Origin of the sequence: Cellulomonas hominis, from assembly GCF_005239125.1 — a bacterium.
GTDB classification, from domain to species: domain Bacteria; phylum Actinomycetota; class Actinomycetes; order Actinomycetales; family Cellulomonadaceae; genus Cellulomonas; species Cellulomonas hominis_A.
Genome location: NZ_SZYE01000021.1, coordinates 20,989 through 33,998, shown reverse-complemented (window position 1 = coordinate 33,998; position 13,010 = coordinate 20,989). Strand labels below are relative to the sequence as shown.

At 76.3% G+C, this 13,010-nt stretch carries 13 protein-coding genes; 3 read left to right on the top strand and 10 right to left on the bottom strand.

Going from position 1 to position 13,010, the window contains the following annotated elements; genetic code table 11:
• Positions 1 to 453: anti-sigma factor domain-containing protein (locus tag FA014_RS04875; protein WP_195969168.1), on the top strand; the 453-nt coding region annotated here is incomplete at its 5' end.
• Between the two features lie 105 nt (positions 454 to 558).
• Here the strand turns inward: FA014_RS04875 and FA014_RS04870 are convergent.
• The 3 genes from FA014_RS04870 to FA014_RS04860 are packed head-to-tail and all read right to left on the bottom strand — an operon-like array spanning position 559 to position 3,454.
• On the bottom strand, positions 559 to 1,362 hold the full coding sequence (locus FA014_RS04870) for an ABC transporter ATP-binding protein (RefSeq protein WP_154728574.1): 804 nt from the start codon (positions 1,360 to 1,362) through the stop codon (positions 559 to 561).
• Positions 1,356 to 2,393: a FecCD family ABC transporter permease gene (locus FA014_RS04865; RefSeq protein WP_230322874.1), complete on the bottom strand. Its 1,038-nt coding sequence runs from the start codon at positions 2,391 to 2,393 to the stop codon at positions 1,356 to 1,358. Before FA014_RS04865 ends, FA014_RS04870 begins: the two co-directional genes overlap by 7 nt.
• Positions 2,390 to 3,454 carry a FecCD family ABC transporter permease gene (locus tag FA014_RS04860; RefSeq protein ID WP_230322873.1) on the bottom strand — a complete coding sequence of 355 codons (1,065 nt, stop codon included), beginning with the start codon at positions 3,452 to 3,454 and terminating at the stop codon, positions 2,390 to 2,392. The genes FA014_RS04865 and FA014_RS04860 overlap by 4 nt, the downstream gene beginning before the upstream one ends.
• A gap of 86 nt (positions 3,455 to 3,540) precedes the next feature.
• Between FA014_RS04860 and FA014_RS04855 the strand changes: the two genes are divergently transcribed.
• On the top strand, positions 3,541 to 4,548 hold the full coding sequence (locus FA014_RS04855) for an iron-siderophore ABC transporter substrate-binding protein (RefSeq protein WP_154728573.1): 1,008 nt from the start codon (positions 3,541 to 3,543) through the stop codon (positions 4,546 to 4,548).
• Between the two features lie 42 nt (positions 4,549 to 4,590).
• On the opposite strand, the gene FA014_RS04850 is transcribed toward FA014_RS04855, so the two are convergent.
• From FA014_RS04850 to FA014_RS04825, 6 genes are all read right to left on the bottom strand, one after another.
• Positions 4,591 to 5,523, bottom strand: coding sequence for a phosphoribosylaminoimidazolesuccinocarboxamide synthase (locus tag FA014_RS04850; RefSeq protein ID WP_154728572.1), 933 nt, complete (start codon positions 5,521 to 5,523; stop codon positions 4,591 to 4,593).
• A 58-nt stretch (positions 5,524 to 5,581) separates the two neighbouring features.
• Complete coding sequence (locus tag FA014_RS04845; RefSeq protein WP_154728571.1) at positions 5,582 to 5,800, bottom strand: SCO4848 family membrane protein; 219 nt, start codon at positions 5,798 to 5,800, stop codon at positions 5,582 to 5,584.
• A 101-nt stretch (positions 5,801 to 5,901) separates the two neighbouring features.
• On the bottom strand, positions 5,902 to 7,164 hold the full coding sequence (gene purD, locus FA014_RS04840) for a phosphoribosylamine--glycine ligase (RefSeq protein ID WP_154728570.1): 1,263 nt from the start codon (positions 7,162 to 7,164) through the stop codon (positions 5,902 to 5,904).
• Between the two features lie 25 nt (positions 7,165 to 7,189).
• The gene (locus FA014_RS04835) at positions 7,190 to 8,239 is read right to left on the bottom strand and encodes an alpha/beta fold hydrolase (RefSeq protein ID WP_154728569.1); all 1,050 of its coding nucleotides are present in this window, start codon (positions 8,237 to 8,239) and stop codon (positions 7,190 to 7,192) included.
• A 96-nt stretch (positions 8,240 to 8,335) separates the two neighbouring features.
• Positions 8,336 to 9,622: an adenylosuccinate synthase gene (locus tag FA014_RS04830; protein WP_154728568.1), complete on the bottom strand. Its 1,287-nt coding sequence runs from the start codon at positions 9,620 to 9,622 to the stop codon at positions 8,336 to 8,338.
• Between the two features lie 186 nt (positions 9,623 to 9,808).
• Positions 9,809 to 10,231 (bottom strand): DUF3151 domain-containing protein, encoded by a 423-nt coding sequence (locus FA014_RS04825; RefSeq protein ID WP_154728567.1) that lies wholly within the window; start codon positions 10,229 to 10,231, stop codon positions 9,809 to 9,811.
• 103 nt (positions 10,232 to 10,334) lie between these two features.
• Here FA014_RS04825 and FA014_RS04820 point away from each other — a divergent pair, with 103 nt between their 5' ends.
• Positions 10,335 to 10,706 carry an STAS domain-containing protein gene (locus FA014_RS04820; RefSeq protein WP_154728566.1) on the top strand — a complete coding sequence of 124 codons (372 nt, stop codon included), beginning with the start codon at positions 10,335 to 10,337 and terminating at the stop codon, positions 10,704 to 10,706.
• Positions 10,707 to 10,716: 10 nt separating this feature from the next.
• Here FA014_RS04820 and FA014_RS04815 read toward each other — a convergent pair whose 3' ends face one another.
• On the bottom strand, positions 10,717 to 12,924 hold the full coding sequence (locus tag FA014_RS04815) for an ATP-binding SpoIIE family protein phosphatase (RefSeq protein ID WP_230322872.1): 2,208 nt from the start codon (positions 12,922 to 12,924) through the stop codon (positions 10,717 to 10,719).
• Positions 12,925 to 13,010 lie beyond the last annotated feature (86 nt).

The following is a 13,010-nucleotide window of genomic DNA, read 5'->3' as shown; positions in this document are numbered from 1 at the left end:
CCCGCGCGCCGCCGCTGGTCCGCCGCCGTCGCCGCCCTCGCCCTGCTCGTGGCGATCGCCGTGCCCAGCACCGTCGCCTGGCGGCAGGCGCAGCGGGCCGCCGAGGCCGAGGCCCGCGCCGACCGGATCACCGCCCTGCTCGCCGAGCCCGGCGCCCAGGTCGTGTCGGCCCCGGTCACGTCCGGCGGCACCGCCGTCGCCGTCGTCACGGCCGACGCCGCGCTGGTCACCGCGACCGGCGTCGACGCGCCGGGCGCCGGGGAGGTCTACCAGCTGTGGGTCATGCGGGACGGCTCGCCCGTCCCGGACGCCACCACCGGGGTCACCGACGGCACGCTGCAGATCCGCACCGACGCCTACCGCACCGGCGACGCGCTCGCGCTCACGGTGGAGCCGGAGGGCGGCTCGGAGCAGCCGACGAGCGAGCCCGTGGTGGTCCTGGCCCCCGCCTGACGCGGCCCCACGGAGCGCCGAGATCGGTGCCCCGCGCCGAGATCGGTGCCTGCGACCACCGATCTCGGGCGGAAGCACCGACCTCGGCGGCCGGTGGCGCCCCGGTCAGTCCGCCGCGGTGTGCGCCGAGCCGCGCGGGATCACCAGCGGGGTGCCCGCCAGCGGGTCCGGGATGACCAGGCACGGCAGCCCGAACACCTCCTCGACCAGCTCGGCCGTCACCACCTCCGCCGGCCGGCCCCGGGCGACCACGGCGCCGTCCTTCATCACCACCAGGTGCGTCGCGTACCGGGCCGCGTGGTTGAGGTCGTGCAGCACCGCGACCAGCGTGGCGCCCTGCGCGTGCAGCCGGGCGAACAGGTCCATCAGCTCGATCTGGTGCGCGATGTCGAGGAACGTCGTCGGCTCGTCCAGCAGCAGGATCCCGGTCTCCTGGGCGAGGGCCATCGCCACCCACACCCGCTGCCGCTGCCCGCCCGACAGCTCGTCGACCGGCACCGCCGCCAGGTCGGTCACGCGGGTCGCGTCCATCGCGTCCGCCACCGCCCGCCGGTCCGCGTCCGACTGCTGCCGGAACAGGTTCTGGTGCGGGTAGCGGCCGCGCGCGACCAGCTCGCCCACCGTGATGCCCTCCGGCGCGACCGCCGTCTGCGGGAGCAGCCCGACCCGGCGCGCGACCTCCTTGGTGGGCATCCGGTGGATCGACGTGCCGTCGAGCACCACCTCGCCGGCCGCCGGCCGCAGCAGCCGGGCCAGCGAGCGCAGCAGCGTCGACTTCCCGCACGCGTTCGGGCCGACGACCACCGTGAACGAGCCGTCCGGGACGGCCAGGCTGAGGTCGGTCGACACCGTCTTCCGCTCGTAGCCCAGGGTCACCCGGTCGGCCCGCAGCCGGTCCTGACTCACCATCGTCGCCGCGCCTCCTGCACGATCAGGGCCAGCAGGTAGACCCCGCCGAGCACCACCGTCACCACGCCCACCGGCAGCGCCGTGGGCAGCACGTGCTGCGCGAGCACGTCCGCCGCCAGCAGCACCACCGCGCCGGTCAGCGCCGACGCCACCAGCGGCAGCCCCGCCGAGCCGGCCAGCCGGCGGGCGATCTGCGGCGCGGCCAGCGCCACGAACGCGATCGGCCCCGCGGTCGCCGTCACCGTCGCGATCAGCGCCACGCCCAGCACGACCACCGCGAGCCGGGACGCCTCGACGCGCACGCCGTGCGACCCCGCCGCGTCGTCGCCGAGCTCGAGCTGCCGCAGCGGCCCGCGCAGCGCCCACACCAGGGGCGTCAGCACCACCAGCACCGCGAAGGCGGGCAGCGCCTGCGACCAGCCGACCAGCGAGATGGACCCGGCGCCCCAGATCGAGGCCGCCAGCGCGACCTCGGTCTTCGCCCGCAGCAGCAGCCACACGTTGACGCCGTGCAGCATCCCCGTCACGCCGATGCCGACCACGATCAGCCGGAACCCCTGCACCCCGTCCCGGTACGCCAGCAGGTACACCACCAGCGCGGTCAGCAGCCCCGCGACCAGGGCCCCCGCGGACACGCCGAGCGTGCCGGTGCCGAGGACGGTCGTCACGACCAGCACCCCGGTGTACGACCCGGTCGAGAAGCCGATCACGTCGGGCGAGCCCAGCGGGTTGCGGGTCAGCGACTGGAACAGCGCGCCCGACACCGCGAGCGCCGCGCCGAACGCCAGCGCCACCAGCACCCGCGGCAGCCGCCACTCGGTCACGATCGTGGTGGCGAAGCCCTGGTCGGACACCAGCGCGCGGACCACGTCCACGACGCCCAGGGGGTAGTCGCCGAGGCCCAGCGCCACCAGCGCGAGCAGCACCGCGGCCACGGCGAGACCCGCCACGGCGACCCGGCTGCGGCGCCGCGGATCCGCCGGCGGGCGCCGCGCCGCACCGGGCGTCGTCGCCACCCGCACGCCGGTCACAGCCCCGTCGCCTTCCGCCGCCGCACCAGCGCGATCAGCACCGGCGCGCCCACGAAGGCGGTCACCACGCCCACCGGCAGCTCCCCCGGCCACAGCAGCACCCGCGCCGCCACGTCCGCGAGCAGCACCAGCACCGGGCCCGCCAGCGCGGACAGCCCGAGGATCCACCGCTGGTCCGGGCCGACCAGCCAGCGCACGATGTGCGGCACCATCAGCCCCACGAGCGTGATCGGCCCGGCCATCGCGGTCGCGCCACCGGCCAGCAGCGTGATCGCCACCACCGACAGCACCCGCGTCCGGCCGACCGAGGCGCCCAGCGCCGTCGCCAGGTCCTCCCCCAGCCCGAGCGTGTTGAGCGCCCCGGCCACGACCCCCGCGACCGCCAGCCCGAGCAGCACGAAGGGCAGCACCGGCACGATCACGTCCCAGCCGCGGGCCTGGAGGGACCCCGACTCCCAGGTCAGCAGGACGGCGAACCGCTCCTGGTCCGTCAGCCGGAGCGCGCCGACCACGCCGGTCAGCACCGCGCTCAGCGCCACGCCGGCCAGGGTCAGCTGGACCGGCCCCGCGTTCGACCGCCCCGCCGAGCCGACCAGGTAGACCGCGACCGTCGCGAGCAGCGCCCCGCCGAACGCGAACCACACGTAGCCCGACGGCCGGGTGACGCCCAGCAGGACCACGCCGACCGCCACCGCGAACGCCGCGCCGCTCGTCACGCCGAGGATCCCGGGGTCCGCCAGCGGGTTCCGGGTCAGCGCCTGCATCAGCGCGCCGGCGACCGCCAGGCCCGCGCCGACCAGCACCGCCAGCACGGTGCGGGGCAGCCGCAGCCCGACGACGGCGGCGTGGTCCGCCGCCGGCACCTCCCCGCCCGTGAGCGCGTGCCACACCGTCGACAGCCCCACGGGGCGCGAGCCGACGGCCAGGCTCAGGGCCAGCGCGACCACGAGCAGGCCCGCGACCAGCAGCAGCGCCAGCCCGCGGCGGGCGGGCGCCGGCGTCGCCGGGCGGGCCGTCGCGGGGTGCGGTGCGCCGACCGCGCTCACCCGGGGTTCCCGCACGTCATGAGGCTAGGCTAACCTTCCGGCATCCCGATCGTGACTCCGTTCCCGAAGTCGCCGCGGGCCCCCTCCACGAAAGGCCTTCGATGAAGTCCATGCGTGTCGCCGCCGTCGCGGCGGTCGCGGTCCTGGCCCTGAGCGCGTGCTCCGGCACCGACGACGCCGCCGGCTCGGGCGAGACTACCGCCGCGGGCGGCTCCGGCCCCGCGGCCGAGGGCACGTTCCCCGCGACCGTCGACACCAAGTTCGGCGAGATCACCGTCGAGTCCCGCCCGGAGCGCATCGTCGCCCTCGGCTGGGGCGACGCCGAGACCGCGCTGTCCCTCGGCTACCAGCCCGTCGGCGCGTCCGACTGGCTGGCGTTCGGGGGCGACGGCGTCGGGCCGTGGGCCGAGGGCCAGTACGACGAGTCGCCCGAGATCATCGACACCCTCGAGCCGTCCTACGAGGCGATCGCCGCGCTCGAGCCCGACCTCATCCTCGACGTGAAGTCCTCCGGCGACCAGGACCGGTACGACCGGCTCTCCGAGATCGCCCCGACCGTCGGCGTGCCCGAGGGCGGCGACTCCTGGCTCACCACCGGCGAGGAGCAGCTCGAGCTGATCTCCGCCGCGCTCGGCGTCCCGGAGAAGGGCGAGGAGCTCCAGGCCGGCCTCGACGACGCCTTCGCGCAGGCCCGGGCCGACCACCCGGACTGGGAGGGCAAGACGTTCACCGCCGCCGCCCGGACCTCGGAGGGCTGGGGCGCGTACATCGAGGGCAGCGAGCGGGTCCAGTTCATGGAGAACCTCGGGTTCGAGCAGTCGCCGACCATCGCCGGGCTGCCGGTGTCCTCCTCCGGCTTCAGCGTCGACATCTCCTCCGAGCAGCTCGACCTGCTCGACGCCGACCTGATCGTCGCGTTCCCGATCTACCTCGACGCCGCCGAGATCACCGACGACCCCCAGTGGCAGGCGGTCCCGGCCGTCGCCGACGGCCGCGCCGTGATCCTCGGCAGCGAGCTGCAGTCGGCGTACTCGCTCGGCACGGTCGGCGCGCAGCAGTACGCGCTCGACAACCTCGTGCCGCTCATCGAGGACGCGCTCGGCTCCTGAGCCCCGTCGCACCTCCCGGCGCGGCCCCGGCGGGGGCGTCGCTCACACCGTGAGCGGCGTCCCCGTCAGCCGTTCGTAGGCCTCGAGGTACCGGGCGCGGGTCCGCTCGACGACCTCCGCGGGCAGCGCCGGCGGCTCGGCGTCCGCCGCGCGGTCCCAGCCGGACGCCGGCGACGCCAGCCAGTCGCGGACGAACTGCTTGTCGAAGCTCGGCTGCGACCGGCCCGGCTCCCAGGCGTCCGCCGGCCAGAACCGCGACGAGTCCGGGGTCAGCACCTCGTCGCCGAGGGTCACCGCGCCCGTCGTCGGGTCCACGCCGAACTCCAGCTTGGTGTCCGCCAGGACGACGCCGCGCTCCCGCGCGATGCCCTCGGCCCGCGCGTACACCGCCAGCGTGAGGTCGCGGAGCTCCTCCGCGCGCTCCCGGCCCAGCTGCCCGGCGACGACGTCCAGGCTGACGTTCTCGTCGTGCTCGCCGAGCTCCGCCTTGGTCGCGGGCGTGAAGATCGGCTCCGGCAGCCGCGAGCCGTCCACCAGGCCCGCCGGCAGCGGGATCCCGGTGACCTCGCCGGTCGCGCGGTACTCCGCGAGGCCCGACCCGGTCAGGTAGCCGCGGGCCACGCACTCCACCGGGAACATCTGCAGCCGCCGGCACACCATCGCCCGGCCGAGCACCGCCGCCGGCACCGCGGGCGCCTCGGCCGACACGACGTGGTTCGGCACCAGGTCGGCCAGCTGGTCGAACCACCACAGGCTCAGCCGGGTCAGCACGACGCCCTTGCCGGGGATCCCGGGGCTGAGCACGTGGTCGAACGCGCTGACCCGGTCGCTGGCGACCACCAGGACGACGTCGCCGTGCGCCTCGGCCACCGCGGCCCCGGCCTCCTGGGTGGTGTCCGGGACGTACAGGTCGCGGACCTTGCCCGAGTAGGTGTGCGTCCAGCCGGGCAGCGTGGGTGCGGTCATGGGGGCCATCCTGCCGCAGGCGCGGGCGTGGCCCGGGCGGCGTCCGCGACGGTCGCGCGCGGGGCGGTCAGAGCAGCGTGAGGACGCCGAGCAGCGCGACCGCCGCGCCCAGCAGCATCGACACCGTGATGAGCACGAGGTGCACGGTGAGGAACCGCGTCGGCCGGCCCTGCGCGTCCCGCGCCCGCGGGTCCTTCGCGATGCGCGCGCCGAACCGGGGCCAGACGAGCAGGCTCCACGCCCCGGCGACGATCAGGACGAGGGACCAGGCGAGGGGCAGCTCCATGCGGGCGAGTATGCCCCGGCGCGAGCCCCGAGTTCGCCGGTTGCGCGCCAGTTCGCCGGTTGCGCAGCCCCTCCAGCCGCGGAACCGGCGAACTCGGGCCGTCAGCCCTCCGCGGCCGCCCGGGCGATGTCGGAGCGGTGGTGGGAGCCCGGCAGGGCGATCTTCTCGACGCCCGCGTAGGCCGCCGCGCGGGCCGCCGCGAGGTCCGGGCCGGCGCCGACCACCGAGAGCACGCGGCCGCCGGCGGAGACGACCGCGCCGTCCGCGCCGGCCGCCGTGCCCGCGTGCAGCACGTGGACACCGGGGACCGCCTCGGCCTCGTCGAGCCCGGTGATGACGTCGCCGGTGCGCGGCGCCTCCGGGTACCCCGCCGACGCGACGACCACGGTGACGGCCGCGTCGTCGGTCCAGTCGAGCGGCGCCAGGTCGCCGAGCCCGCCGGTGGCCGCGGCGAGCAGCACGCCCGCGAGGGGCGTCGCGAGCCGGGCCAGCACCACCTGCGTCTCGGGGTCGCCGAACCGGGCGTTGAACTCCACGACCCGGGTCCCGCGGCTGGTGAGCGCCAGCCCGCAGTACAGGACGCCGACGAACGGGGTGCCGCGCCGCGCCATCTCGTCGACGGTGGGCTGGGCGACCTGGGCGACGACCTCCGCCACGAGCCCCTCCGGCGCCCAGGGCAGCGGCGTGTACGCGCCCATGCCGCCGGTGTTCGGGCCGGTGTCGGCGTCGCCGACGCGCTTGAAGTCCTGGGCGGGGACGAGCGGGACCACGTGGGTGCCGTCCGACAGCACGAACAGGGAGACCTCGGGGCCGTCCAGGTAGTCCTCGACGACGACCCGGCCGCCCGGCTTCGCCAGGCAGGCGAGCGCGTGCTCCAAAGCGACGGACCGGTCCTCGGTGACGACGACGCCCTTGCCGGCGGCGAGGCCGTCGTCCTTGACCACGTACGGGGCGCCGAAGGTGTCGAGCGCGGCCTCGGCCGCCGACGCCTCGGTCACGACCACGGGGTCGGCCGTGGGCACGCCGGCGGCGGCCATGACCTCCTTGGCGAAGGCCTTCGACCCCTCGAGCCGCGCGGCCTCGGCGCTCGGCCCGAACACCGGCACCCCGGCCGCACGCACCGCGTCGGACACGCCCGCGACGAGCGGCGCCTCGGGGCCGACCACGACCAGGTCGGCGCCGAGGGACGTCGCCAGCGCCGCGACCGCGGCGCCGTCCAGGGGGTCGACCACGTGCAGGGTCGCCAGCGCGCCGATGCCCGGGTTGCCGGGCGCGGCGTGCAGCGCGGTGACCTGCGGGTCGCGGGACAGGGCCAGGGTGAGGGCGTGCTCGCGGGCGCCGGTCCCGACGACGAGGATCTTCACGGGGCCGACCCTACCGAGGTCGTACTCACCCCCGCCCGGCCGTCCACGCCGACCGGGCGCCCCGGTCCGCGCCGATCTCGGTCAGCACCTCGAGCACCTGGTCGACCACCACGTCCGGACGGTCGCGCGGCACCAGGTGACCGCTCCCCTCCGCGACGACGAGCGCGGCACGCGAGGAGAGCCCGAGCATGCGGCGCTGCCCGTCCTGCCAGATCCGCTCCAGCTCGGCGCCGCCGCGCGCGGAGATGCCGGCGGCGGCGTAGTCCTGGGGCTCGCCCCGGGCGACGACCCGCACCGGGAGGTCGCCGAGGTCCTGCCCGCGGACGGCGTCCTCGGTCGACCCGATCAGGTCGGCCTCCTCCTGCCGCGCGGCGAAGAAGGCGGGGGTGGCGACGACGTCGAGGAACCGGTCCTGCTCCGCCGGGTCCACCATGCCGGCCAGGAGCTGGTCGGCGAACAGCCGGAGCACGCCGGTGCGCTGCAGCGCGCCCAGGGCCCACGCGGGCGGGTCGGCGGGCCGGCCCTCGGCCGCGAGCACGTCCGCGGTCTCCCGGGCGTCGTCCTCGGGCCGGGCGTCGACGAGCACGAGCCCGGCGACGTCCTCCGGCGCCCGCTCGGCGAGGAGCCGGGCGAACAGCCCGCCCATCGAGTGGCCGACCACGACGTACGGGCCGGCGAGCCCGGCGGCGTCGAGCGCGGCGCGCAGGTCGGCGACGACGGCCTCACCGGTGCGCGGCTCCGCGGACGGCTCGCTCCAGGCGTAGCCCGCGCGGTCGTACGCCACGACGGTGGTGCGCTGGGCCAGGGCGTCGGCGACGGACTCCCAGCCGAGCGACGTCTCGCCGCTGCCGGCCTCGAGCACGACGACCGGCGACCCGGTGCCACGGACGTCCAGGTGCAGGGCGTGGCCGCCGACGTCGACCAGGCGGCCGGGGGGCGGGTAGCGGTCCGCGGCGCCGCGGGCCGACCACGCCTCGTACCCGGCGCCGGCGAGCGGCAGGGCGAGGAGGGTCAGCGCGACGGCGAGCGCGGTCCGGCGGAGCAGGGTCCGGGGGCGGTGACGGGTGGTTCGCACCCCGGCACCGTCCCCCGGCGCGGGGACCCGCCGCGTCGTCGGGACGACGGATCTGCGCGGACCACGTCCTCCGTCCGGCGGAGTCCCCGCGGCGGGTCAGCCCAGCAGGTCGTGGATCGCGACGGTCGCCTCGCGGCCCGGGCCGACGCCGACGGCCGAGATCCGGGTCCCGCTGATCTCCTCCAGGCGCGTCAGGTACCGCTGCGCGTTCACCGGCAGGTCCGCGAGCTCGCGGGCGCCGGAGATGTCCTCGGTCCAGCCGTCCAGGTACTCGTAGACCGGCTTCGCGTGGTGGTAGTCGCTCTGGTCGTCGGGCATCTCGTCGAACCGGCGGCCGTCGACGTCGTAGGCCACGGCGACGGGGATCTTGTCCCGGCCGGTCAGCACGTCGAGCTTCGTGACAACCAGGTCGGTGAGGCCGTTGATCCGCGAGGAGTAGCGGGCGACCACGGCGTCGTACCAGCCGGTGCGCCGCGGGCGGCCGGTGGTCGTGCCGAACTCCCCGCCGGTCTGCCGGAGCCACTCGCCGTCCTCGTCGAACAGCTCGGTCGGGTACGGGCCCTCGCCGACGCGGGTGGTGTACGCCTTGGCGACCCCGACCACCCGGTCGATGCGGGTGGGGCCGATGCCGGAACCGGTGCACGCGCCGCCCGCGGTCGCCGACGACGACGTGACGAACGGGTACGTGCCGTGGTCGATGTCGAGCATCGTGGCCTGGCCGGCCTCGAACACCAGGGTCTTCCCGGCGTCGAGCGCCTGGTTGAGCACCAGCGGGGTGTCCGCGACGTACGGGCGCAGCCGCTCGGCGTAGCCCAGCAGGTCCTCGACCGTCTCGTCGACCGTGATCGCGCGGCGGTTGTAGACCTTCACCAGCAGGTGGTTCTTCTGGTCGAGGGCACCCTCGACCTTCTGCCGCAGGATGTTCTCGTCGAACAGGTCCTGGATGCGGATGCCGACCCGGTTGATCTTGTCGGCGTACGCGGGGCCGATGCCGCGGCCGGTGGTGCCGATCTTCCGCTTGCCGAGGAACCGCTCGGTGACCTTGTCGACCGTGCGGTGGTACGGGGCGATCACGTGCGCCGCGGAGGACACGAGCAGCCGCTCGGCGGACACCCCGCGGGCCTCGAGCGCGTCGATCTCCTCGAACAGGACCTCGATGTCGATCACGACCCCGTTGCCGATGACCGGCACGACGCCCGGCGACAGGATGCCGGACGGCAGCAGGTGCAGGGCGTACTTCTCGCCGTTCACGACCACGGTGTGCCCGGCGTTGTTGCCGCCGTTGAACTTCACGACGTAGTCGATCCGCGACCCGAGCTGGTCGGTCGCCTTGCCCTTGCCCTCGTCGCCCCACTGGGTCCCGAGCACCACGACGGCCGGCATGTGATCACCACTCCCACCCTGCCTCGCGGCGGCACCCGCAGCGGTGCCGAGCGACGTGGCTCGGGCGCGGGAGGTCCGGGCACGGGGCGGCAGGCGACCCCAGTACCTCCGAAATGCTAGCGGAGGCGCGTGATCACCGTCCGGGCGACGTCCGCACCGCCGGGTGCCGACGCCGCCCCGGGGCGGTCAGCGGAGCCCGGCGACCTCGGCGGCGGAGGTCCCCGAGTCGACGAGGAACTGCTCGCAGCGCGCGGCCTCCTCCTCCTCCTCGATGGCGTCGGCGGCCTCGGCGAGGGCGAGCAGCGCCCGCAGGAACCCCTGGTTCGGCTCGTGGTCCGCGGGGATCGGCCCCTGGCCCCGCCAGCCCGCGCGGCGCAGCGCGTCCAGGCCGCGGTGGTAGCCGGTGCGGGCGTAGGCGTACGCGGCGACCGGGTCGCCCTCGTCGCGCAGCGCCCGCTCGGCGAGCAGCGCCCAGGCGAGCGACGAGGCGGGGACGCGGCGCGCGGCGTCGCGGGGGTCGCCGCCGGCGGCGAGGACGGCGCGCGCGTCGGCGTCGGCACCGTCCGGGAGGCGGGTGGGCTCGGGTCCGAGGAGGTTGGCTCCGGTCATGGCCACAGTGTCGCAGGCGGCCGGCGGGGATCCTCGGCATGCGTCGGCACCGGGGACGCGGTTACAGTCGTCCAGCACGTGCCCCTCGTCGACAGGTCCCCCCATGATCGAGATCGCCACCTCGGCCGCGACGACGACCCTCGTCGTCGCCGGGGACCTCGACCTGGCCGAGCGCGACCAGTTCCCCGAGATCGCCGCGCGCGTCGTGGGCCTGCGCCGCCAGCTGCTCGTCATCGACATGTGCGACGTGACGTTCATGGACTCGACCGGCGCGGCGTTCCTCATCTCGCTGGCGGACGCGAGCCGCAAGCGCGGCGGCGCGACGGTGCTGCGCGGCGCCGACCCGCGGGACCTGTTCGTGCTGGAGATCTGCGGGGCGCTCGAGCTGTTCCGCATCGACGCGGACCACCGGTGCGCCGCGCCCGAGGGCGACGGCACGGAGCAGGTCGCGCAGGACGCGCCCTCCCCCGCCTGACCCCTCCGGCCTACGCCCCGCCCCGGGGGCCGCGCAGCACCGAGGGCTCCGACGGCCGCACCCGCGCCCACACGACCTTGCCGCCGCGCGACGGCCGCCAGCCCCAGTCGGCGAGCCGCTCGACGATCCGCATGCCGAACCCGCCGATCCTGCCCGGGTGGCCCTCGGTCGCGACGGGCGGCGTCGGGTTGGAGTCCTCGACCTCGATCCGCAGGCCGTCGCCGGTGTCGTGCAGCCGCAGGGTGACCCGCCCCCAGCCGTGCAGCACGGCGTTGGCGACCAGCTCGGAGACGACGAGCTCCGCGTTCGACGCGTCGCCCAGCTCCCACGCGTGCGAGGTCCGCAGCACCGCGTGCCGGGCGCGGGCGATGGAGCCCGGCTCGCTCGGCAGCTGCCACCGCCGGCTGCGGACGTTGCCGCCGTGCCCCGAGGTGTCGGTGAGGTCGGGGATCCGCACGACGACGACGGCGACGTCGTCCTCGGGGCTGTCCGCGAGCCGCGCGAGCAGCTCCTCGCCGATGCCCGCCGCGTCGACGGCGGACGCGCCCGCCGCCACCTCGCGCAGCGCGGCCAGGCCGTCCGGCAGCGCGCGGTCCCGGCGCTCGATGAGGCCGTCGGTGTAGAACACCAGCACGTCGCCGGGCAGCAGGTCGTGCCGCGCCGTCCGCCGGTGCCCGTCGCCGAACCCGATGAGCGCGCCGCCGGCGCCGTCGAGCAGCACGACCTGGCCGTCCCGCACCAGCAGGGCGGGCAGGTGGCCGGCGCGCGAGTACTCCAGGTGCCAGCTCGGGCAGCCGCCGTCCTCGGGGTCCCGGCGGGTGAGCGTGGTGAGCACCAGCCCCGCGGAGCGCGGGATGCGCATGCCGCCGACGAGCTGGTCGACGCGCTCGAGCACCGGGCCGGGCTCGGTGACCTCGAAGGCGTACGCGCGCACGACCGACCGGAGCTGGCCCATCGCCGCGGCGGCCTCGACGTCGTGGCCCACGACGTCGCCGATCACCACGCCGACCACGTCCGGGGCGATCTGCACGACGTCGTACCAGTCGCCGCCGACCTGCGCGTAGACGACGTTCGGCGCGTAGTACGACCAGACGTCCAGGCCCTCGACCTCGGCCTGCTCCGGCAGCATCGCGCGCTGCAGGGTCTCCGCCACGCGGTGCTCGCGGGCGTACAGCCGGACGTTCTCCATCGCCAGGCCGACCCGGCGCGCCGTGAGCGACAGGATGGTGCGGGTGCGCTCGTCGACGCCGCCGCGGGCGGGGGCGTCGTGGACCAGGTCGGGGCCGGTCGCGCGCGGGATCACCGCCAGCAGGCCGAGCACGCGGTGCCGGCCGGGCAGCGGCAGGACCGCGACGTGCCCGACGGCCGCACCGTCGGGGACGCGGGCGCGCAGGTCCTCCGCCAGCCACGCCGAGGCGGTGCCCGGCTGGCCCGGCGCGTCGGTGTCGAGGTCCAGGACGAGGTGCGTCTCCCCCTCGCCGTCCAGGAGCCGCTGCACCGGGTCGTCCCCGGGCGGACGCGCACCCCGCCGGGCGACGAACGGCACGCCCGTGCCGCCGGGGCCGTGCCGGCGCCCCGACGCGCGGGGCGCGCGGGTCACGTCGACGCCGTCCGCCGCCTGCAGGCCGTCGTCGTCCACGTAGAAGCCGGCCCAGGCGACCACCCGGTGCGCGAGCAGCTCGGCGATGGCCCGCAGGCCGTACGGGTCGTCCAGGTCCATCACCAGGTCGGACACCGCGCCGATCAGCGCGAGGTCCTCGCTCTCCCGGCGGACGACCTCGACCTCCGCGGCGACCGCGGCGTCGCGGTCGACCTGGTCGGTGACGTCGACCAGCGCCGCCACCCAGTGCGTCGGCTCCGTCGCACCCTCGGCGGTCACCGGGGTGACGACCGCGCGCGCCCAGAACCAGTCGCCGCCGGCACGGCGCAGCCGGAGCAGGGCGGAGGTCGCGCGACGGTCCAGGACGGCGTCCTGGAGCTGGTGCAGGCCGGAGGCGTCCTCGGCGGACAGGGCGATCAGGTCCACCGCAGGGCCCGCGACCTCGTCGAGCGTGAGCCCGGTCGCCTCGGTGAACGCGCGGTTCACCCAGACGACGGGCCACCGCGGCGGCTCCGCGGCCACCACGAGGACCGGCATGCCGACGATCTGCCCGACCGCGCGCCCGATCGAGTCGACGGTGTCCGCGGCACCGTCGCCGGGCGTGGAGTTGACCACCACCGCCTCCGATCGTCTAGCGTTCCCGACAGATCCCGGTGCAGCAGCCCGCCGGGACGGGCCGATCACCGGCGGCGGCCCCTGCGGCA

Coding starts and splice junctions, on each gene's coding strand:
- FA014_RS04855 (WP_154728573.1), top strand. CDS start 3,541: ATGAAGTCCATGCGTGTCGCCGCCGTCGCGGCGGTCGCGGTCCTGGCC.
- FA014_RS04825 (WP_154728567.1), bottom strand. CDS start 10,231: ATGACCGGAGCCAACCTCCTCGGACCCGAGCCCACCCGCCTCCCGGAC.
- FA014_RS04845 (WP_154728571.1), bottom strand. CDS start 5,800: ATGGAGCTGCCCCTCGCCTGGTCCCTCGTCCTGATCGTCGCCGGGGCG.
- FA014_RS04830 (WP_154728568.1), bottom strand. CDS start 9,622: ATGCCGGCCGTCGTGGTGCTCGGGACCCAGTGGGGCGACGAGGGCAAG.
- FA014_RS04850 (WP_154728572.1), bottom strand. CDS start 5,523: ATGGCCCCCATGACCGCACCCACGCTGCCCGGCTGGACGCACACCTAC.
- FA014_RS04820 (WP_154728566.1), top strand. CDS start 10,335: ATGATCGAGATCGCCACCTCGGCCGCGACGACGACCCTCGTCGTCGCC.
- FA014_RS04870 (WP_154728574.1), bottom strand. CDS start 1,362: ATGGTGAGTCAGGACCGGCTGCGGGCCGACCGGGTGACCCTGGGCTAC.